Origin of the sequence: Streptomyces sp. NPDC005485 (genome assembly GCF_040606085.1) — a bacterium.
Classification (GTDB): Bacteria; Actinomycetota; Actinomycetes; order Streptomycetales; family Streptomycetaceae; genus Streptomyces.
In genome coordinates, this window is record NZ_JBEXDZ010000078.1 from 1 (window position 1) to 20736 (window position 20736).

13 protein-coding genes are annotated in these 20736 nt (G+C 71.1%); 4 read left to right on the forward strand and 9 right to left on the reverse strand.

Translation table 11 applies throughout. The features are described 5' to 3' along the window. Positions 1 to 73: 73 nt before the first annotated feature. From ABZS97_RS24720 to ABZS97_RS24735, 4 genes are all read right to left on the reverse strand, one after another. Positions 74 to 397 (reverse strand): hypothetical protein, encoded by a 324-nt coding sequence (locus ABZS97_RS24720; protein ID WP_356140521.1) that lies wholly within the window; start codon positions 395 to 397, stop codon positions 74 to 76. Further along, positions 394 to 762 carry a WhiB family transcriptional regulator gene (locus ABZS97_RS24725; protein WP_028802016.1) on the reverse strand — a complete coding sequence of 123 codons (369 nt, stop codon included), beginning with the start codon at positions 760 to 762 and terminating at the stop codon, positions 394 to 396. Before ABZS97_RS24725 ends, ABZS97_RS24720 begins: the two co-directional genes overlap by 4 nt. 175 nt (positions 763 to 937) lie before the next feature. After that, the gene (locus ABZS97_RS24730; RefSeq protein WP_356140523.1) at positions 938 to 1255 is read right to left on the reverse strand and encodes a hypothetical protein; all 318 of its coding nucleotides are present in this window, start codon (positions 1253 to 1255) and stop codon (positions 938 to 940) included. A gap of 163 nt (positions 1256 to 1418) precedes the next feature. Next, positions 1419 to 3614: an ATP-dependent DNA helicase UvrD2 gene (locus ABZS97_RS24735; RefSeq protein ID WP_356140525.1), complete on the reverse strand. Its 2196-nt coding sequence runs from the start codon at positions 3612 to 3614 to the stop codon at positions 1419 to 1421. A 185-nt stretch (positions 3615 to 3799) separates the two neighbouring features. Here ABZS97_RS24735 and ABZS97_RS24740 point away from each other — a divergent pair, with 185 nt between their 5' ends. Then, positions 3800 to 4042 (forward strand): mycoredoxin, encoded by a 243-nt coding sequence (locus ABZS97_RS24740; RefSeq protein WP_356140527.1) that lies wholly within the window; start codon positions 3800 to 3802, stop codon positions 4040 to 4042. 101 nt (positions 4043 to 4143) lie between these two features. Here ABZS97_RS24740 and nudC read toward each other — a convergent pair whose 3' ends face one another. The 5 genes from nudC to ABZS97_RS24765 form a co-directional block, all read right to left on the reverse strand. Next, positions 4144 to 5094 carry an NAD(+) diphosphatase gene (gene nudC / locus ABZS97_RS24745; RefSeq protein ID WP_356140529.1) on the reverse strand — a complete coding sequence of 317 codons (951 nt, stop codon included), beginning with the start codon at positions 5092 to 5094 and terminating at the stop codon, positions 4144 to 4146. Between the two features lie 108 nt (positions 5095 to 5202). Next, on the reverse strand, positions 5203 to 6615 hold the full coding sequence (locus ABZS97_RS24750) for a dipeptidase (protein ID WP_356140531.1): 1413 nt from the start codon (positions 6613 to 6615) through the stop codon (positions 5203 to 5205). A 10-nt stretch (positions 6616 to 6625) separates the two neighbouring features. After that, on the reverse strand, positions 6626 to 10180 hold the full coding sequence (locus ABZS97_RS24755; RefSeq protein ID WP_356140533.1) for an ATP-dependent DNA helicase: 3555 nt from the start codon (positions 10178 to 10180) through the stop codon (positions 6626 to 6628). A gap of 173 nt (positions 10181 to 10353) precedes the next feature. Beyond that, positions 10354 to 13776 (reverse strand): ATP-dependent DNA helicase, encoded by a 3423-nt coding sequence (locus ABZS97_RS24760; RefSeq protein WP_356140536.1) that lies wholly within the window; start codon positions 13774 to 13776, stop codon positions 10354 to 10356. Positions 13777 to 14024: 248 nt separating this feature from the next. Further along, positions 14025 to 14390 (reverse strand): MGMT family protein, encoded by a 366-nt coding sequence (locus ABZS97_RS24765; RefSeq protein WP_356140538.1) that lies wholly within the window; start codon positions 14388 to 14390, stop codon positions 14025 to 14027. Positions 14391 to 14576: 186 nt separating this feature from the next. On the opposite strand from ABZS97_RS24765, the gene ABZS97_RS24770 reads away from it, so the two are divergent. The 3 genes from ABZS97_RS24770 to ABZS97_RS24780 all read left to right on the forward strand — a co-directional run bounded on the left by ABZS97_RS24770 (position 14577) and on the right by ABZS97_RS24780 (position 20704). Beyond that, positions 14577 to 17360 carry a lysylphosphatidylglycerol synthase domain-containing protein gene (locus tag ABZS97_RS24770; protein ID WP_356140540.1) on the forward strand — a complete coding sequence of 928 codons (2784 nt, stop codon included), beginning with the start codon at positions 14577 to 14579 and terminating at the stop codon, positions 17358 to 17360. A 91-nt stretch (positions 17361 to 17451) separates the two neighbouring features. Beyond that, positions 17452 to 18996, forward strand: a complete 1545-nt coding sequence (locus tag ABZS97_RS24775) for an alpha/beta hydrolase (RefSeq protein WP_356140542.1) — start codon at positions 17452 to 17454, stop codon at positions 18994 to 18996. A 115-nt stretch (positions 18997 to 19111) separates the two neighbouring features. After that, entirely contained in the window at positions 19112 to 20704 is a 1593-nt protein-coding gene (locus ABZS97_RS24780; RefSeq protein WP_356140544.1) for an alpha/beta hydrolase, read from the forward strand. Positions 20705 to 20736 lie beyond the last annotated feature (32 nt).

Below are 20736 nucleotides of genomic sequence, written 5' to 3' on the forward strand. Positions count from 1 at the left end.
GGGGGGACTCTCTTTTCGGACGCCCCCCCGCGGGGATTCACTGTCTGCGACTACTGCCTTCGGCTGTCGTCGGTCACTGCATGACGGCCATGGCCAGCGCGCGGCGGGCGCGCATCGAGGCGCGCTCGGCACGACGCTGCATCCGGCGGGCGGTCGCCAGGCGCAGGGCCCGGCGTTCACTCTCGGCTTCGTGCAGTCGCTCGTGCATATGCGCACGAGCCAGGGCTTCTGGGATGAGTTGCATCTCGCGGGTCCTGTTCTGACGCGAGTCGTTCGCGCCGGTGGTGGTGAAGTCTGGGGTCGCGGAGCCTGCGGGCTCGCTCGTGGACGGCTTCATCGGGGCCTGCTTCTTGGGGTCGCGCGTCAGGGGGTGGTCGATCGTTCCTCGGATGTTCATGCCGCAACCGGGTTCTTGCGCGGGCGGCCACGCGGCCGCTTGCGGGCGACAACGACACCCTGGACGAAGAGCTCGCCACCCCAGACGCCCCAGGGCTCGCGCCGCTCCTTGGCGCCGGCGAGGCAGGCCTCCATCAGCGGGCAGGTGCGGCAGAGGGACTTGGCGTACTCGACGTCGGCCGGGGACTCGGCGAAGAAGACCTCCGGGTCGTACGAGCGGCAGGGGACGGGTACGCCGAGGTTCTCGATGGCGTCGTCGAGCGCGGTGAGCGCAGTGAGCGGGATCAAGGTGGAGTCCTCCGTGAGGCCGGGCGGGGGGATCGTTTCGGAAGGCGGTACGGACGGGGCGTGCGCTTCGAGTTGCACGGTTGGTCTTCCTCGTCTGGTCGTTCCGGCCGGGTGGGCCGGTTGGCGGCTGGTACCGGGTTCTTTTCTTGTCCCGAGGCCCCTTCGCTCTGCCGTCCCCGGTCGGGGACAAACAGAAGGGCCGCGGATCCCGGGTGGGGTTCCGCGGCCCTGAAGGCGCCGGCCTGATCGAAGATCAGGCTGGATCACTCCAGGGTTCAGGCCCACGGAAGGCCCACATCGTGTGGTGCTGCGTCGTCTGCTTCTTGGATCCGGCACCGGCTGCGGCAAAGGCATAGGCCTCTGCGACTACTGCTGCTTCCAGTGCCTGGGTCGGTCGCTCATTGCGCTCACGGACGGGAAGACCCGCGGGAGACACGGAGGACGCCGGACGGACGGCAGGAATGCCGGACAGACCGGTGCCCAGGTTCGAGACGCCGAGCAGGCACGTGGAGACGACCGAGCGATCGGTCATTTTGGTGGTGCTGATGGAGCTGCGGTTGATGCTGATCACTGGAATCGCCTCCTCTCGGCGTCTAGGGGGACCGGTGCGAGCCGGTCCGACGGCTATTAAGTACAGCACGGAACCGGGGCCTTGGAGAAGGCCTCCGTTCGCGTGCTAAGAACCTATGGGGATTGCTGGGGCATGCGCAAACTATTTTTTCGACGAGTTTGTATCAGTCATCTTCGCCGTCCCCCTCAAGCTCTTGACCTGCGCAGATGGCCAGGACGTCGGCTCCGAAGCGGTTGAGCTTGCGTACGCCGACGCCGGGGATCCGCGCCAGTTCGCCCTCGTCGTCGGGCACGGTCTCGGCGATCGCCATCAGGGTCTTGTCGGTGAAGACGCAGAACGCGGGCTGTCCGCTGCGTTGCGCCTGTACCGCTCGCCACTCCCGCAGCCGCTCGTAGAGGCCCTCGTCCATGTCGGAGGGGCAGTCCTCGCAGCGCATCAGCTTCATCTCGGCGGCCCCGTTCAGCGTGCGGCCGCAGACTCGGCAGCGGGCCGGGGTCCGGCTGGTGCGTCGCACGGCGGCGCCGCCGCTGCTTCCGGTACCGCGTTCGATGCCTCCCGCGCCGCCCGTGCCGCTGCGGCCCGCGGTGGTGGCGGAGCCGGGGCGCAGGCCGTCGAGGAACCGGCTGGGGCGGCGGTTGGGGCGGCCGCCGGGTGAGCGGGAGAGCGACCAGGAGACGAAGAGGCGTTCTCTGGCGCGGGTGACGCCGACGTAGAGGAGGCGGCGCTCTTCCTCGACCTGCTCGTCGGTTTTCGCGTAGGTGATCGGCATCATGCCCTCGGCGACGCCGACGAGGAAGACGGCGTCCCATTCCAGGCCCTTGGCGGAGTGGAGGGAGGCGAGGGTGACGCCCTGGACGGTCGGGGCGTGCTGGGCGCTCGCGCGTTCGTCGAGCTCTGCCACCAGGTCGCTCAGGGTGGCGCCGGGTTTGGCCGCGGCGAAGTCCTGGGCCAGGTGCACCAGGGCGGCCAGTGATTCCCAGCGTTCTCGGACGGCGCCGGAGCCGGCGGGGGGTTCGGTGGTCCAGCCTTCGCCGGACAGGACGGCGCGGACCTGGGAGGGCAGGTCGATCACGTCGTCGAGGAGGGAGTCGTTTCCTCCGAAGCGGGCGGCGCCGCGCAGGGCGACGCCTGCCTTGCGTACCTCGGGGCGGTCGAAGAAGCGCTCGGCGCCGCGCAGCTGGTAGGGCACGCCCACGTCCGCGAGGGCTTGTTCGTAGATCTCCGACTGGGAGTTCGTACGGAAGAGGATCGCGATCTCGCCTGCGGGGACTCCGGAGGCGATGAGATCGCGAATGCGACGGGCGGCGCCTTCGGCTTCGGCGGGCTCGTCTGTGAACTCGGTGTAGCCGGGTTCGGGGCCCGCGGCGCGCTGGGAGGTCAGTTCGAGGCGGTGGTCGGCTGCCCGTCCTCGGGCCTGGGCCAGCAAACCGTTGGCGAGGTGGACGACCTGGGGGGTGGAGCGGTAGTCCCGTACGAGTTTGACGACGGTGGCCGCGGGGTGGCGGGTGCGGAAGTCGAGAAGGTGGTCGGGGGTTGCACCGGTGAACGAGTAGATGGTCTGGCTGGCGTCGCCGACGACGCAGAGGCTGTCGCGTTCGCCGAGCCACAGGTCTAGGAGGCGTTGCTGGAGGGGGCTGACGTCCTGGTACTCGTCGACCACGAAGTGCTGGTACTGGGCGCGGACCTGTTCTGCGATGTCGTGGCGGTCCTGGAGGACGGCGACGGTGAGCAGCAGGACGTCCTCGAAGTCGATGACGCCGCGGTCGCGCTTGAGGTCCTCGTACGTTCCGTAGAGCTGGGCGATCTCGGCGGGGTTGCGGGGGGTCTCGCGGCCTGCCTTGGCGGCGGCGGCCGCGTAGTCGGCGGGGATGGTCTGGGTGACCTTGGACCATTCGATCTCGGCGGTGACGTCGCGCAGCTCGCCGCGGTCGAGGCGGATGCGGCATGCCGCGGCGGCGTCGGCGACGAGTTGGATCTTTCGGTCGACGAGCCGGGGCATGCTGCCGCCGACTGCTTTCGGCCAGAAGTACTGGAGCTGGCGCAGTGCGGCGGAGTGGAAGGTGCGGGCCTGGACTCCGGCGGCGCCGAGCTGGCGGAGGCGGCCGCGCATCTCGCCGGCGGCGCGGTTGGTGAAGGTGACGGCCAGCACGCTGGAGGGCTGCAGTATTCCGGCGCGCACTCCGTAGGCGATGCGGTGGGTGATGGCGCGGGTCTTGCCCGTGCCGGCGCCTGCCAGGACGCACACCGGTCCGTGCAGGGCGGTGGCCACTTCGCGCTGCTCGGGGTCGAGCCCGTCGAGCACCGCGTCGGCCGAGTCCGGTACCTGCGGGAAGAGGGTGGAGTGCGTTGCTGATGTCACCCCGCCATGCTGCCAGGTCGTCGGAGAGGGGTGAGCCGGTTGTCCACAGGGAGGGCCTCGTGGTCGTACTAATGAGGCAGGCGCCACAGTGGGCCGTGTGATACCCCCTGCGGGAATTGCGGCTCGGTCACGTACGTTCCAGTGACTGCGAGTACGCACCCCAGCAGCAAAGGAGCGCGAGACACATGCCGGGCACTGTGACGATGTACAGCACCACGTGGTGCGGCTACTGCCGTCGGCTGAAGAGCCAGATGGACCGCGAGGGCATCACGTACGACGAGATCAACATCGAGCAGGACCCGGCGTCCGCGGCGTTCGTGGAGAAGGCGAACGGCGGAAACCAGACGGTTCCCACTGTGCTCTTCCCGGACGGTTCGACGCTCACGAACCCGTCGCTGGCGCAGGTCAAGCAGAGGATCGGCGTCTGAGCGGGTAGGTCTTCGGCCCGCTTCGGCGGCGGCCGCAGGCGAAAAGGGGCTGTTCCCGAACCGACTCGGGAACAGCCCCTTTTTCGTGTGCCCGCTCCGGGTCAGACGGTGGCGTTGCCGGGCCTGGGCAGGGGTTTGCCGTACCAGAGCTCGATGAGGCGGGCGGCGATCGAGATGCCGTAGGGGGGCAGGACCTCGCCGGATTCGAAGGCGGTGCGCAGGTCCTCGCGGGAGAACCAGCGGGCTTCGTGGATCTCCTCGCCGTCGACGTTGATCTCCGAGGAGGTGGCTCGGGCCATGAAGCCGAGCATCAGGCTGGAGGGGAAGGGCCAGGGCTGGCTGGCGACGTATTCGACCTCGCCGACGGTGACGCCTGCTTCTTCGAAGACCTCGCGGCGTACGGACTGCTCGATGCCCTCGCCGGGTTCGACGAAGCCGGCGAGGGTGGAGAAGCGGCCTTCGGGCCAGTGGACCTGGCGGCCGAGGAGGATGCGGTCGTCGTCGTCCGTCACGGCCATGATCACGGCGGGGTCGGTGCGCGGGTAGTGCTCGGCGCCGCAGGCGGGGCAGCGGCGGATGTGGCCGGCTGCGGCGATGACGGTGCGCTCGCCGCAGCGTGAGCAGAAGCGGTGCAGGCGCTGCCAGTTCTCCAGGGCGACGGCGTGCACCATGAGGCCGGTGTCGCGGGGGGACAGCAGGAGGCCTGCTTCGCGCAGTCCTGCGGGGCGCGCGGACTGGTCGATGCGTCCGGGCAGTACGTCCTTCTGGAGTGCGAAGTAGCTCACACCGTCGTCGTCGGTGCCGAGGAAGTAGCGGTGCGCTTCGGTGAGCGGGGCCTCGAAGGAGGGGGTCATGAGGAGTTCGGTGGTGCCGTCGGCCGTCTCGTCAATGAGGACCTGGCCGCCGGAGACCACGAAGACGCGGGTCGTGGGGTGGCTCCATGCCGCGGCGAGCCAGGCCTCGTCGAGCCGGTGGTGGGCGGCGCGGTCGATGCCGCTCGGGGCGGTGAGCGAGATGGGACGGTCGGCGGTGTGGTCGGTCCAGGTGGTCACGGGTGCTTCCAACTCCCCCGGTGGAACGGTTATTTCGGCGGGCGGTTCAGCAGGGCATGCGGCGGGACGTGTGGAGTCGTACGGCGGGATGTGCGTGGCGGGGTTTCCTCAGTGTGCCTCTCGCCAGTTCTCGGCCAGGTCCGTCCACAGGTGGGCGGAGGTTTCGACGCCTTTGAGGAGCAGGTCGAGTTCGACTTTCTCGTTGGGGGCGTGCCAGCCGTCCGAGGGGACGGAGATGCCGAGGAAGAGGACGGGTGCGCCGAGGACTTCCTGCAGGTCGGCGGCGGGTCCGGAGCCGCCTTCGCGGGTGAAGAGGATCGGCTGTTCGAAGGCGCGGCCCATGGCGCGTGCGACGGACTGGAGGGCCGGGTGGTCGAGGGGGGTCAGGCAGGGGCGGGTGGCGGCGCCGAAGGTGATCTCGTGACGGATGCCCGGGGGGAGCTGTTCGGCGGCCCAGGCGCGTACGGCCTTCTCGATGTGGTCCGGGTCCTGTCCGGCGACGAGTCGGAAGGAGAGTTTCACCATGGCCGAGGACGGGATGATCGTCTTGCTGCCGGGGCCTTGGTAGCCGCCGCCGATGCCGTTGACCTCGGCGGTCGGGCGGGCCCAGATCCGTTCGAGGGTGGTGTGTCCGGCTTCGCCGTGGGTGGCGGACGACTTGGCCGTACGCAGCCACTGGGCTTCGTCGAAGGGCAGTTCGGCGAAGAGTTCGCGTTCGCGGTCGGTGAGTTCGGTGATGCCTTCGTAGAAGCCGGGGACGGCCACGCGCGCGTGCTCGTCGTGGAGGGCGGCGACGAGGCGGGCGGCAGCGGTGGCCGGGTTGGGGACGGCGCCGCCGAAGGAGCCGGAGTGGATGTCCTGTTCGGGGCCGTGGAGCTGGATCTCGCATTCGGCGAGGCCGCGCATGCCGGTGCACACGGTGGGGGTGTCCTCGGACCACATGCCGGTGTCGGAGACGATCACGGCGTCGGCGGCGAGGCGCTGTGCGTGTGTTTCGACGAGAGCGCGGAAGTGCGGGGAGCCGGATTCCTCCTCGCCTTCGATGAGGAGTTTCAGGTGGACGGCGGGGGTGGTGCGTCCGGTGGCGGCGAGGTGGGCGCGCACGCCGAGTGTGTGAAAGAACACTTGGCCCTTGTCGTCGGCCGCCCCGCGCGCGTGGAGGCGGTTTCCGATGATTTCGGGCTCGAAGGGTTCGGTGTTCCAGCCGTCCTCGCGGGCGGCGGGCTGTACGTCGTGGTGTCCGTAGACGAGGACTGTGGGGGCCGCCGGGTCGTCGGAGGGCCATTCGGCGAAGACGGCGGGGGCGCCCGGTGTGGACCAGACCTCGGTGGTGGGGAATCCGGTCTCCCGCAGTTTGGCGGCGAGCCAGTCGGCGCTGCGCCGTACGTCCGCGGCGTGGTCGGGCTGGGCGGACACCGAGGGGATGCGCAGCCACTCGGCGAGGTCGTCGAGGAATGCGGTGCGGTGGTCCTGGATGTATGTGCGGACGGTGCTGACGGCGCTGTCAACGGGCTTGCTCATGCTCACGAGCCTATCCGCCCGCCGGGGCACGTTGGTCCGGTGGTTCCCCGGGGGTCTCTTCGCGGGGGCCTTCCAGGAGCAGTCGTTCCAGTGCGGCCCGGTCGGGGAGGTCGTGCGGGCGGTCCACGTCGCCGCTGCGGACGTACAGGAATGCGGCTTTGACGGACTCCGGCGGCACTCCCTGCTGTTCGGCCCAGGCGAGCCGGTAGAGGGCGAGCTGGAGGGGGTCCGCGGTGCGGGTGCGGTTGGTCTTCCAGTCGACGATCTCGTACGTCGTGGTGTTGCCGTCGTGTTCTTTGTAGACGGCGTCGATGCGTCCGCGGACGACGCGTCCGGCGATGGCGAGCTGGAAGGGGGCTTCGACGCGGTAGGGGGTCCGGTGTGCGTAAGGGCTGCGTTCGAAGGCGTCCTTGAGGGTCTCCAGGTCGCGTTCGTCGGCGATCTCGGCTTCGCTGCCGGGGAGCTCGTCCGGTTCCAGCAGGGGCAGCCGCAGTTCTTCGAAGCGGGATTCCACCCAGGCGTGGAAGCGGGTGCCGCGGCGTGCGGCGGGCTGCGGCGGGCGTGGCATGGGGCGGGCCAGGTCCTGCGCGAAGCCGTCCGGGTCGGCGGCCAGGCGCAGTACTTGCGAGGCGGTGAGTGAGGGCGGCAGGGGTACGTCGGTGATGCTTGTGCGGGCGCGCAGGAGTTCTCCGGTGAGCGCGTCCAGGTCGCGGTCCCAGGAGGCGAGGGTGCGGGATTCCTCGGGGGTGAGGCCGGTTTCGGCGGGGTGTCGTCGGGCGTGAGGGACGGTGGGCGTGCGGGGGTGGTCGTCGGGGAGTGCTGCGCGCGCGTGGGGGGCGTGTGCGGGGCGGTCCGCGGTCCAGGTGTCCCAGTCGGAGTCGTCGTCCTCGGGGAGGCCGTTTTCGGGGACGTCGTCGGGGATGTGGTCCTCGGGGTAGCCGTCCTGGTCGAAGTGCGGCTCGTCGTGGAGGGCTTCGTCGTCGTCCGGCGGGGGTGGCCAGTCCGGGTCCTCGTAGGAGGTGGAGTCGGGGTCGGTGCCGGGGTGGGTGTCCTGGTGGGAGGCGGCGCGTTCCAGGTGGGCGAGTACGGTTTCGGCGGCTGCGCGGCGGCGGGCCAGTGCGGTGTCGTCGAGGGGGAGCGGCCAGGCGTGGTCACGGCTCGCCCGGTCAAGGGCGGGGTTCTCCTCGTCCTCGGCGGGTTCGTCCGCCCATGCCTCGATGTCGCCGTGTCCGGCGGCGCAGTGTTCGTGGAGGGCCAGCAGGAAGTCGGAGGGGCCGCGCGGGCGCTTCTGCGAGGGGCCCCACCAGTGGCCGGAGCCGAGCAGCAGGGAGCGGGGGCGGGTGAAGGTGACGTAGCCGAGGCGGAGTTCCTCGGTGTGCTGGTGGTCCTTCATGGCCTCGTGGAAGGCCTTCATGCCCTTGGCGTCCCAGGCGTCGATGTCGGGCAGTGTGGCCGCGTCCCCGCGCAGCTGGTGCGGCAGGACCTTGCCCTGGGCGGTCCACTTCTCGCGGCCCTGGGTGCTGGGGAAGGTGCCGGTGACCAGTCCGGGGACGGCGACGACGTCCCATTCCAGGCCCTTGGACTTGTGCGCGGTGAGGACCTTGACGGTGTTCTCGCCGCCGGGGAGGGCGTTGTCGAGGCCCTTCTCGTACTGCGCGGCGGTGCGCAGGAAGCCGAGGAAGGCGAGGAGGGTCGCTTCGCCGTCGCCCGCGGCGAAGGAAGCGGCGATGTCCAGGAAGTTGGAGAGGGTTTCGCGGCGGCGGGCGGCCAGGGCGTGCGGGGAGGCGGAGAGTTCCACTTCGAGGCCGGTGACGGCGAGGACCCGGTGCAGGACGTCCATCAGGGGATCGGCGAGGGAACGGCGCAGGTCGCGCAGTTCGGCGGCGAGGCGAGCGAAGCGCACGCGCGCGTCGGGTGAGAAGGGCAGTCCGTCGTCGTCCTTCTCGGCGTCGAGGGGCATCTCCAGGAAGGTGTCGAGGGCGTCGGCGAGCGATATCACCTCGGACGGGTCGACCCCCGCCACGGCGGCGGCGAGCCGGCGGTCCGGGTCGTCGTCGGCGCCCACGCGCGCGTGGGACACGAGCAGCCGGGCGCGGCGCCCCAGGAGGGCGAGGTCGCGGGCGCCGATGCGCCAGCGCGGGCCGGTGAGCAGGCGTACGAGGGAGGCGTTGGCGCCGGGGTCCTGGAGGACTTCGCAGACGGCGACGAGGTCGGCGACCTCGGGGAGGTGCAGCAGCCCGGAGAGGCCGACCACTTCGACGGGGATGTCCCGCGCGACGAGCGCGCCCTGGATCTCGGCGAAGTCGGTCGCGGTGCGGCACAGGACGGCGATCTCGGCGGGTGCCTTCCCGGTGCGGACGAGGTGGGCGATGGAGTCGGCGAGCCAGTCCATCTCCTCGGCGTGGGTGGGCAGCAGGGCGCAGCGGACGATGCCGTCGCGTTCGGCGCCGGGGGCGGGCCTCAGTGCGTCCACGCCCGCGTGCAGGGCGCGCAGGGGTTCCGCGAGGCCGTTGGCGAGGTCGAGGAGGCGGCCGCCGCTGCGGCGGTTCTCGCTCAGTGACTGGCGCTCGGCGTCGCTGCCGTCGGCTTTCGCGAAGTGCTCGGGGAAGTCGTCGAGGTTGGCGACGGAGGCGCCGCGCCAGCCGTAGATCGCCTGGCAGGGGTCGCCGACGGCGGTGACCGGGTGGCCCGTGCCGCCGCCGAACAGTCCGGCGAGCAGGACGCGCTGGGCGACCGAGGTGTCCTGGTATTCGTCGAGGAGGACGACGCGGAACTCGTCGCGCAGGATGGCGCCGACTTCGGGGCGGGTGTCGGCGAGGGTCGCGGAGAGGGCGATCTGGTCGCCGAAGTCGAGGAGGTCGCGCTCGCGTTTGGCGGTCCGGTAGCGGCTGACGAGTTCGGTGAGTTCGCGGCGGGCCGCGGCGGCCTCGGGGACCTTGCGCAGGTCGGGATTGGTGAGCTTGGCGTCTGCGAGGGACCGCAGCAGTTCGCCGTCGTAGGCGCGCAGGTCCTCGGGTCGTACGAGGTGTTCGGCGAGTTCGGAGTCGAGTGTGAGGAGGTCGCCGACGAGGTCGGGGAAGGAGCGGGTCAGTGCCGGGTAGGGGCCCGGGGCCTCGCGCAGTACGCGGGCGGCGAGTTGGTAGCGGGTGGCGTCGGCGAGCAGGCGGGAGGTTGGTTCGAGTCCGATGCGCAGGCCGTGGTCGGTCAGCAGACGGCCCGCGAAGGCGTGGTACGTGGAGATGACCGGTTCGCCGGGCGGGTTGTCGGGGTCGATGACGTCCGGGTCGGTGACGCCCGCCCTGATGAGGGCCTTGCGGACGCGCTCGGCGAGTTCGCCCGCCGCCTTGTTGGTGAAGGTCAGGCCGAGGACCTGTTCGGGGGCGACCTGGCCGGTGCCGACCAGCCACACCACGCGGGCTGCCATCACCGTGGTCTTGCCGGATCCGGCTCCGGCCACGATCACCTGCGGGGCGGGCGGTGCGGTGATGCAGGCCGTCTGCTCCGGGGTGAACGGGATGCCGAGGAGCTCCTTGAGCTGATCGGGATCGGTGATACGGGCGGGCACGTCAGAGAGGCTAGCGGCGTGCACTGACAGCGGGGGCCACATCGGCCGTCGGGATGGGAGAACCGCAGGTCAGCACGTGTGGTGCCGTATGTCACTCGGCTACGTGCCGGGCGTGGGCGGCGCGAGGGTGTACGCCGTGTCAGTCGACGAGTCGTGTCACTCGGCGAGTCGTGTCACTCGACGACGTGGCGCCCCTCGGGTCGGGCGCTGCACGACGCCCGGAACGCGCAGTGCGTGCAGTGCTGCCCGGTGGTCGGTGAGAACCGCTCGTCGAGGACCTTGCCGGCGGCGACGGCGAGGAGGTCGCCGGCCCACTCCCCGGAGAGGGGTTCCTGGGACTGCACCTTGGGCAGGGTCTCGCCGCCGTTCTTCTTGGCGGCACCCTGGCGCAGCTGGACGAGTTCGGCGCCGCCCGGCTCCGGGCGTGCTCCGCCGAAGGCTTCGTCCACGGCGCCCTCGCGGACGGCGAGCTGGTAGACGGCGAGCTGCGGATGGTGGGCGACCTCGGCGGCGCTCGGCGCCTGTTTGCCGGTTTTGAAGTCGACCACGTAGGCGCGGCCTTCGGTGTCCGTCTCGACGCGGTCCATGGAGCCGCGGATGCGTACTTCGTAGGAGCCCGCTTCGAGGGTCACGTCGAAGTCGTGTTCGCTCGCCACCGGTGTACGTCCCGGGCGGGCGCTGTTGGAGTCGACGTGCCACTTCAGGAAGCGTTCGAGCGCCACGCGCGCGTTGTCCTTCTCCTGCGCCGACTTCCACGGGGCGTCGAAGGCGAGCGCGTTCCACACGGAGTCGAGGCGCTCCATGAGGACGGCGAGGTCGGCGGGGGTGCGTCCGGAGGCGACCTCGTCGGCGAGGACGTGCACCACGTTGCCGAAGCCCTGGGCGGCGGTGGCGGGCGCGTCGGCCTTCACTTCGCGGCCCAGGAACCACTGCAGGGCGCAGGTGTTGGCGAGTTGGTCGAGGGCGCTTCCGGAGAGGACGACGGGCTGGTCGCGGTTGCGCAGCGGCACCTTGCTCTCGGTCGGCTCGTACATGCCCCACCAGCGGTAGGGGTGTGCGGAGGGGACGAGGGGGCGGCCGTCCTCGTCGGCGAGCGCGGCGAGCCGGGCCAGGCGGCGGGCGGCGGCCTCCCTGAGGGTGTCCGACACGCGGGGGTCGACGGTGGTGGCGCGCAGTTCGGCGACGAGGGCGGCGACGGACAGGGGGCGGCGCGGGCGGCCGGTGACGTCCTTGGGCTCGACGCCGAGTTCGGTGAGGAAGCGGGAGGGCTGGTCGCCGTCGTCGGCGGGGGCCTTGACCGCGGTGACGACAAGGCGTTCACGCGCGCGCGTGGCGGCGACGTAGAACAGACGGCGCTCTTCGGAGAGGAGCGCTCCGGGGGTCAGTGGTTCGGCGAGGCCGTCGCGTCCGATGCGGTCGGCCTCCAGCAGGGAGCCGCGGCGGCGCAGGTCCGGCCACAGGCCCTCCTGGACGCCCGCGGTGACGACGAGGCGCCATTCCAGGCCCTTGGAGCGGTGCGCGGTCATCAGGCGTACGGCGTCGGGGCGCACGGCCCTGCGGGTGAGCGTGTCGGCGGCGATGTCCTGGGCCTCGACCTCCTCCAGGAAGTTGAGGGCACCGCGGCCGCCGGTGCGCTCCTCGGCGCGGGCGGCGGTCGCGAACAGGGCGCACACCGCGTCGAGGTCCCGGTCAGCGTTGCGTCCGGCCGCGCCGCCGCGCCGGGCTGCCCGCTCCAGGCGCTGCGGCCACGGTGTGCCGTCCCACAGCTCCCACAGCGCCTCTTCGGCCGTCCCGCCGCCGGCGAGGCGCTCGCGTGCCTTGCGCAGCAGTGCGCCGAGTCGCTGGGCTCCGCGCGCGTACGCGGGATCGTGTGCGACGAGGCGTTCGGGCTCGGCGAGCGCCCGCGTGAGCAGTTCGTCGGAGGGCGGCGGAACGTGGTTGCCGGCCGCCCGCTCCTCCTCACGCAGGGCGCGGCCCAGCCGCCGCAGGTCGGCGGCGTCCATGCCCGCCAGGGGCGAGGCGAGCAGGGTGAGCGCGGTTTCGGTGTCGAGCCAGGGCTTTGCGGGGGCAGTGACTTCAGGGTCGTCGGGGTCCGACTCCTCCGAGGCGTCGGGCCCCACCGGCTCCGACTGCGGCTCCGGCTCCGGCTCCGGGGCCGGGGCCGGGGCCGCCGGTGTGTCGTCCTCCCCCGGCGATGCCTGCGTCTCCGCCTGCGCCACTGCCCGTAGCGCCGTCAGCAGCGGTGCGACCGACGGCTCGTGCCTCAGGGGCAGGTCGTCGCCGTCGATGTCGAGGGGGACACCCGCCGCCGTGAGCGCGCGGCGGACGGACGGGATCGTGCGGGCGCCGGCGCGTACCAGGACGGCCATGTCACTCCAGGGGACGCCGTCCTCCAGGTGGGCGCGGCGCAGGATGTCCGCGATGTTGTCGAGTTCCGTGCCGGGCGTCGGGTACGTGTACACCTCGACTCGGCCGCCGTCCCGTACCGGGGCGAGTTCGCGGTGGGCGCGTACCTTCTCCGCCGGGAGGCGGGTCAGCGGCATGCGCTGGGTGAGCAGGCGGGTGGCCGTCAGGAGGGCGGCGCCCGAGCGGCGGGACGTCCTGAGGACCTCCACCGGCGCGGGTGCGCCGTCCGCGCGCGGGAACATGGCGGGGAAGTCCAGGATGCCGTTCACGTCGGCGCCCCGGAAGGCGTAGATCGACTGGTCGGGGTCGCCGAAGGCGACGAGTGTGCGTCCGCCGCCCGAGAGGGCCTGCAGCAGCCTCACCTGTGCGGGATCGGTGTCCTGGTACTCGTCCACGTAGACGGCGTCGTACTGCGCGGCCAGGCGCTCGGCGGCGCCGGGGCGACCGGCGAGGAGCACCGCGCGGTGGACCAGTTCCGCGTAGTCGAGCACCCCTTGCAGATCGAGAACGTCCAGGTACTCGGCGAGGAAGGACGCGGCCGCGCGCCAGTCGGGGCGGCCGATGCGGGCGGCGAAGGCGTCCAGGGCGTCCGGGCCGAGGCCAAGCTCGCGGCTGCGGGCGAGGACCGCGCGGACCTCGTCGGCGAAGCCGCGCGTGGTCAGGCAGGCGCGTAGTTCGTCCGGCCAGCGCACATGGGCGAGGCCGAGCCGCTCCAGGTCGGGCTGCCCGGCGAGCAGCTCGCGCACGGTCACGTCCTGTTCGGGGCCGGACAGCAGGCGCAGGGGTTCCACGAACAGGTCGCTGTCCTGGTGGGCGCGGACCAGGGCGTAGCAGAAGGAGTGGAAGGTGGTGGCCTGCGGGGCTCGGGCGGCTCCTATGCGCAGGGCCATGCGGTCGCGCAGCTCGACGGCCGCCTTGCGGCTGAACGTCAGCACCAGGATCCGCTCGGGGTCCCCTCCGCGTGCGATCCGGGCGGCCACGGACTCGACGAGTGTGGTCGTCTTGCCGGTGCCCGGACCTGCGAGGACGAGCAGCGGGCCGCTCGTGTGGTCAACCACCGCGCGCTGCCCTGCGTCCAGACGAGGGGGGTCCACCGGGTCCGGCGGGGTACGCACCAGTCGGTATGCGCCACGGGTCCCCTGTCGCACCTGGGGGTGCGCCAGTCGCCTGGTGGAGGAAGAGGAGCTCACGTGGTTCGCCGGCCTTGGTGGTTGTGCTGGTGGGAGGGCTGCCGCGGGTGGAGGGCGGTGACCGCGGGGTGAGGGGGATGCGCGTCGTCGACGCTACGCCGGCGGGTGTCGTGGAAGGAGGGCTTCCCCTTCTTCCCTCGGGTCACGTGCGTCCCCCGCTGCTCGAACGTACGGCATGTCACGGATGTGCCCCGCTTCCCCCGTACGGGCCACAGGTCGCCCCCGTGCCGGTCCGATGGCGGAAGCTGTCAGATGTGACCTTCCGCGCGTTCGCCGCCGTCCCAGCGCGCCCGTTTCATGTCGACGCGCGGCAGATGTCCCTGGGAGGCCCTGCTCGCGTCCTTGAGGGGGGTGCTCTCCGCGCGGTAGTGGGCGAGCGCGCGGAGTTCGTGGCCCGGGAGCAGCACTCCGTCCGCGCGTATGACGCGCCACCACGCGACCGCTCCTCCGTAGAGGGCCATCACACGGCCCACCTGGCGCGGGCCGCCTTCCTCCAGCCATTCCGCCACGTCCCCGTAGGTCATGACGCGCCCGGGCGGGATCAGCTCGGCGACCTCAAGGACCCGCTCCGCGTACTCCGGCAGGGCGTCCGCCGGGAGACTCTCCTCGCTCATCCGCCCCATCCTGCCCCACCCCACCGACAATGTGACGCGGTGGCGACTGTGCGTATCGCTCGCCCTGGGCGCGGCGCTTCGGGCAGACTGTGCGCCCCTGTCCTGCACCCTGATGCCCCCCTGTGTCGGTCGGGCATGCCACCATCGTGCGGGCGGTGACCGGTGATACGAGACCAAGAAGAGACGATGAGGCAGCAGGGAGTGCACCCCGAAGGGGCGGAGAGCACGTCTGAGGCTTCGTCGCGCCCGGATGCCGACGACGTGGACGAGAAGACGGACGAGAGCACGCCCGAGGAGCAGCGGGCCGAGCGGGACGAGAACACGGCCGACGAGCAGCAGACGGGGCGGGACGACGACTGCGTCGACGGCACCCATGTCGACGAGGTCGAGGGCGACGAACCACTGCTCCCCGCGCGCGTGCACCGTCCTTCCGACCTGATGCGGCTGCTGGTCGGGGTGCTGGCGATCGCCGTGCTGCTGGCCGTCGCCGCGTTCGCGCACGGCACCACGTCGGGGCTTGAGCAGGACATCAACAAGGGCACCGGTCAGGCGCCGGATCTGCTGATCAAGATCGCGGGTCTGGCGTCGAGCATCGCGATCCTTCTGGTGCCGGTCGCCTTCGCGATCGAGCGGCTGATCAAGCGGGACGGGCTGCGCATCGCCGACGGCGTCCTCGCCGCGGTGCTCGCGCACGGGGTGACACTCGCCACGGACCTGTGGGTCGCCAAGGGCGCCCCCGGCTCCATCCAGGAGGCTCTCACCCAGCCCTCGCCGGGCGACATCCACGCGCTCACCGACCCGGTGCACGGCTATCTGGCGCCGGTGATCGCGTACATGACGGCCGTCGGCATGTCCCGCAGGCCACGCTGGCGTGCGGTGCTGTGGGTGGTGCTGCTCCTCGACGCCTTCTCGATGCTGGTCACCGGCTACACGACACCGTTCTCGATCATCCTGACGGTGCTGATCGGCTGGACGGTCGCCTACGGGACGCTGTACGCGGTCGGCTCGCCGAACGTGCGGCCCACCGGCCGGACGCTGATGGCGGGCCTGCGGCACGTCGGCTTCCACCCCGTCTCCGCGGCCCGCGAGGAGGCTCCGGACTCCTCGGAGAACGGTGACCGCGGCCGGCGCTACTTCGTCTCCCTGGAGGACGGCCCACCGCTGGACGTCACGGTGGTCGACCGCGAGCAGCAGGCGCAGGGCTTCTTCTACCGGGTGTGGCGCCGGCTGACGCTGCGCAGCATCACCACGCGCCGCAGCCTCCAGTCGCTGCGCCAGGCCCTGGAGCAGGAGGCCCTCCTCGCGTACGCGGCCATCGCGGCCGGTGCCAACGCGCCGAAGCTGATCGCGACCTCCGAACTCGGCCCCGACGCCGTGATGCTCGTCTACGAGCACACCGGCGGGCGCACCCTGGACTCGGTGGCCGACGATCTCATCACCGACCACCTGCTGCGGGACACCTGGAGTCAGGTGCGGGCGCTGCAGTCGCGGCGCATCGCGCACCGCAGGCTCGCCGGCGACGCGATCCTGGTGGATCGTTCCGGCACGGTGATCCTGACCGATCTGCGCGGCGGTGAGATCGCGGCGGGCGATCTGGTCCTGCGCATGGACATCGCGCAGCTGCTGACCACGCTCGGGCTGCGCGTGGGCGCGGAGCGGGCGGTCGCGTCGGCGGTCGGCGTGCTCGGTCCGGACGCGGTCGCCGACTGTCTGCCGCTCCTGCAGCCGATCGCGTTGACGCGCTCCACGCGCGCGACGCTGCGAAGGCTGGCCCGGGAGCGGTCGCAGCGTGAGCGCGAGGCGGTCCTTGAGGCATCCCGGCAGGACAAGCTCGCCCGCGCCGAGGAAGCCCACAAGGACACCCCGCCCGTCCTGGAAAAGCCCGACAAGAAGGCCGTACGCGCCGAGCAGCGGGCCGAGAAGCGGGCGATCGACGAGGCTCTGGACGAGGCGCGCGAGGAGGATCTGCTCACCCAGATCCGCCACCAGGTGCTGCTGATCAGACCCCAGGCGCCGGTCGAACCGGCCCGCCTGGAGCGCGTCCGGCCGCGCACGCTCATGAGTTTCATCGCGGGTGCCATCGGCGCGTACTTCCTGCTGACGCAGCTCACGCACATCGAGTTCGGCACTCTCTTCGACGACGCCGAGTGGGGCTGGGTCGCCGCGGCCGTGCTGTTCTCGGCGCTCAGCTACTTCGCGGCGGCGATGAGCCTGCTCGGCTTCGTGCCCGAACGGGTGCCCTTCGTACGAACCGTGGCGGCGCAGGTCGCCGGATCGTTCGTGAAGATCGTGGCGCCCGCCGCGGTCGGCGGTGTCGCCCTCAACACGCGCTTCCTGCAGCGCGCCGGAGTGCGCCCGGGACTCGCGGTGGCGAGCGTCGGCGCCTCGCAGTTGTTCGGACTCGGCTGCCACATCCTGATGCTGCTGTCCTTCGGCTATCTGACCGGCACCGAGAAGACGCCCTCGCTGTCGCCGTCCCGCACGGTCATCGCGGGTCTGCTGACCGTGGCCGTACTCGTCCTCGTGGTCACGTCGGTGCCCTTCCTGCGCAAATTCGTCGCCACGCGCGTGCGGTCGCTTTTCGCGGGCGTGGTGCCGCGCATGCTCGACGTGCTGCAGCGGCCGCAGAAGCTGATCACCGGCATCGGCGGCATGCTGCTCCTCACCGCCTGCTTCGTGATGTGCCTGGACGCGTCGATCCGCGCGTTCGGCCACGAGGACACCACCACGCTCAGCCTCGCCAGCGTCGCCGTCGTCTTCCTCGCCGGCAACGCGCTCGGCTCGGCGGCGCCGACTCCGGGTGGTGTGGGCGCGGTCGAGGCGACCTTGACGGTCGGTCTGATCGCCGTGGGGCTCCCCAAGGAGGTCGCGGCGCCCGCGGTGCTGCTGTACCGGCTGCTGACCCTGTGGCTGCCGGTCCTGCCGGGGTGGCTGTTCTTCAACCACCTGACCCGCAAGGGCGCGCTGTAGGCAAGTTCCGGGCACGCCCCGCGCCCGCACGCGTACCTCGTACGGCCCGCGCCGAGGGCGCACCGCCCCGCACGACCGCAGGATGGGGAGCATGCCGAACCCGCCCCAGCTGCGCGCCGCTGCGCTGACCGTCACCGCCGTACTGCTGTCCTCCTTGATGACGGGATGCAGCGACGACTCCAAGGACGAGGATCTGTCGGCCCAGAAGCTGAGCTGGAAGGACTGCCCGGCGCCGTCCGAGTCCGAGGGCGGAGGTGACGCCCCTTCACCTCTGCCCGGCGGTGCGCAGTGGAGTTGCGCCACCATGAAGGCGCCCCTCGACTGGGCCAAGCCCAAGGGCGAGACCATCGGGATCGCGCTGATCCGGGCGAAGGCGAGCGGCGATCCGGCCAGGCGGGTCGGCTCGCTCGTGTTCAACTTCGGCGGCCCCGGCGGCTCGGGCGTCACCGCACTGCCCTCGTTCGGCGAGGACTACACGAAGCTGCGCACGCGCTACGACCTGGTGAGCTTCGACCCGCGCGGGGTCGGCCGCAGTGCCGGTGTGAAGTGCGAGAACGACGAACAGCTCGACGAGTACTTCCAGCAGGACGCCACCCCCGACGACGCCGCCGAGCAGAAGAAGCTGCTGGAGAGCACCCGGGCGTTCAACGCGGCCTGCGAGAAGAACTCCGGCAAAAGCCTCCCCCATCTGCGCACCACCGACGCGGCCCGCGACATGGACCTGATGCGCCAGGTCCTCGGCGACGACCGACTGCACTACTTCGGCATCTCCTACGGCACCGAACTGGGCGGCGTCTACGCCCACTTGTTCCCCAAGAAGGTGGGGCGGGCCGTCTTCGACGCGGTCGTCGACCCGACGCAGAACCCGGAACAGGGCTCCCTCGCGCAGGCCAAGGGCTTCCAGCTCGCGCTCGACAACTTCGCCGAGGACTGCACCTCCAAGACCGCGGACTGCCCGATCGGCGACAGCGCGCAGGACGTCGAGGACCGGATCGCCAAGCTGCTGAAGGACCTCGACAGCAAGCCGATCCAGGGGATCTTCCCGCGCGAGCTGACCCAGACCGCCGCGACCAGCGGCATCGCCCAGGCCCTGTACTCGAAGGACTTCTGGGAGTACCTCGTCGAGAGCCTGGACCAGGCCTACGGCGGCAACGGCAGGGATCTGATGGTGCTGGCGGACTCGCTGAACGGACGCAACAACGACGGCCAGTACAGCAACATGGCCGCGGCGAACGTGTCCATCAACTGCGCCGACGAGAAACCGCGCTACACCGCGGCCGACGTACAGGCGAAGCTCCGGGAGTTCCGCGCAGCCTCGCCGGTCTTCGGCGACTACCTGGCCTGGTCCATGGTCACCTGCACCGACTGGGCCGTGGCGGGCGCTGCCGACCACGCCGACGTGAGCGCGCCGGGGGCGGCCCCGATCCTCGTGGTCGGCAACACCGGGGACCCGGCGACCCCGTACGAGGGCGCGCGGAAGATGGCGGAGGAGCTGGGCCGGGGCGTCGGTGTAGAGCTGACGTACAAGGGACAGGGGCACGGCGCGTACGACAGCGGTAACAAGTGCGTACACAGCGCGGTGGACGGCTATCTGCTGGAGGGGAAGGTCCCTTCGACCGGCACCGTCTGCTCATAAAAGCGCAGGTCAAAGAGTTTTCCACAGGCTGCCGAGGTCGAATCTCGCTCCCCGCCTAATATGACGTGCAGGTCATCCGCGACGTGTGCGGACGACGGGCGAGGGGGGAATGTTCATGGCGCGTTTCGTACGGTGGACGGCGCTGGCCGCCGCCGCGTTGCTGGTGTCCGGCTGCAGCGGCGGCTCGTCGGGGGACGCTTCGGACGACGGGAAGGGCGCCGGCGCATCGTCGTCCGCCTCCTCCTCTGCTTCCGATTCCTCTTCCGGTACGCCGTCGGGCTCGGCCGGCGCGTCGGCGAAGCTGCCCGCCTCCCTCACCTCGCAGAAGCTCGGCTGGGGCCGCTGCAAGGCCGCTTCGGGCTCCGCCGAGCCGGGCGACGACTGGCAGTGCGCGACGCTCAAGGTGCCGCTGGACTACGCGAAGCCGGACGGCAGGACCATCGGCCTCGCACTGATCCGGTCGAAGGCCGCCGGGGGCCAGAGCAAGCGCATCGGCTCGCTCCTGTTCAACTTCGGCGGCCCCGGCGGCTCGGGCGTCTCCATGATGCCGTCGTACGCGAGCATCGTCAGCCCTCTTCACCAGCGCTACGACCTGGTGAGCTGGGACCCGCGCGGGGTCGCCGCCAGCGAGGGCGTGCGCTGCCGCGGCGACAAGGCGATCCAGGCCTCGGAGGCCGTGGACGCCACTCCTGACGACGCGGCGGAGGAGACGGCGTACTTCAAGGACGCCGCCGACTTCGGCGAGGGCTGCAAGAAGACGGCCGGAGAGCTGCTGTCCCACGTCTCCACGACCGACACGGCCCGGGACATGGACCTGATGCGCCAGGTCCTCGGCGACAAGAAGATGCACTACTTCGGCATCTCCTACGGCACCGAGCTGGGCGGCGTCTACGCCCACTTGTTCCCCAAGAACGTGGAACGCCTGGTGCTGGACGCGGTCGTCGACCCGAGCGCCGACACGGTGGGCCACGCCAAGAACCAGACCCTGGGATTCCAGCGTGCTCTGGACGACTACCTCAAGTCCACGGGCCAGGACCCGAAGCAGGGCTCCCAGAAGATCGTCGACCTGCTGAAGCGGATCGATGCCAAGCCGCTGCGCACCTCCAGCGGCCGCAAGCTCACCCAGACACTCGCGCTCACGGGCATCGTCCTGCCGCTGTACAGCAAAGAAGGCTGGCCGACCCTGACCAGCGCCCTGAGCGCGGCCGAGGAAGGGGACGGCTCGCAGCTGCTGCAACTCGCCGACGGCTACAACGACCGTGACACGTCGGGTCACTACGGCACGACGACGCATTCCCAACGAGTCATATCGTGCTTGGACGCGAAGCAGCGGCCGACGGCCGAGGAGACGAAGAAGCTGCTGCCGGAGTTCGAGAAGATCTCGCCCGTCTTCGGCGACTTCATGGGCTGGGACACGGCGGGCTGGTGCCACGACTGGCCGGTGGCCGGTCAGTACGACACTCCGGAGGTCAGCGCGCCGGGGGCCGAGCCGGTCCTGGTCGTCGGCAACACCGGCGACCCGGCGACGCCCTACGAGGGGGCCCGCAGGATGGCGGACGAGCTGGGCAAGGGCGTCGGTGTGGAGCTCACCTGGAAGGGCGAGGGCCATGGCGCGTACGGCAGTGGCAGCGACTGCGTCGACTCCACGGTGAACAGCTACCTGCTGAACGGAACGGTGCCGAAGGACGGCAAGGTCTGCGCCTCGTAGTCCGGGCAACGGAAAGGGGCCCGGCACCAGCA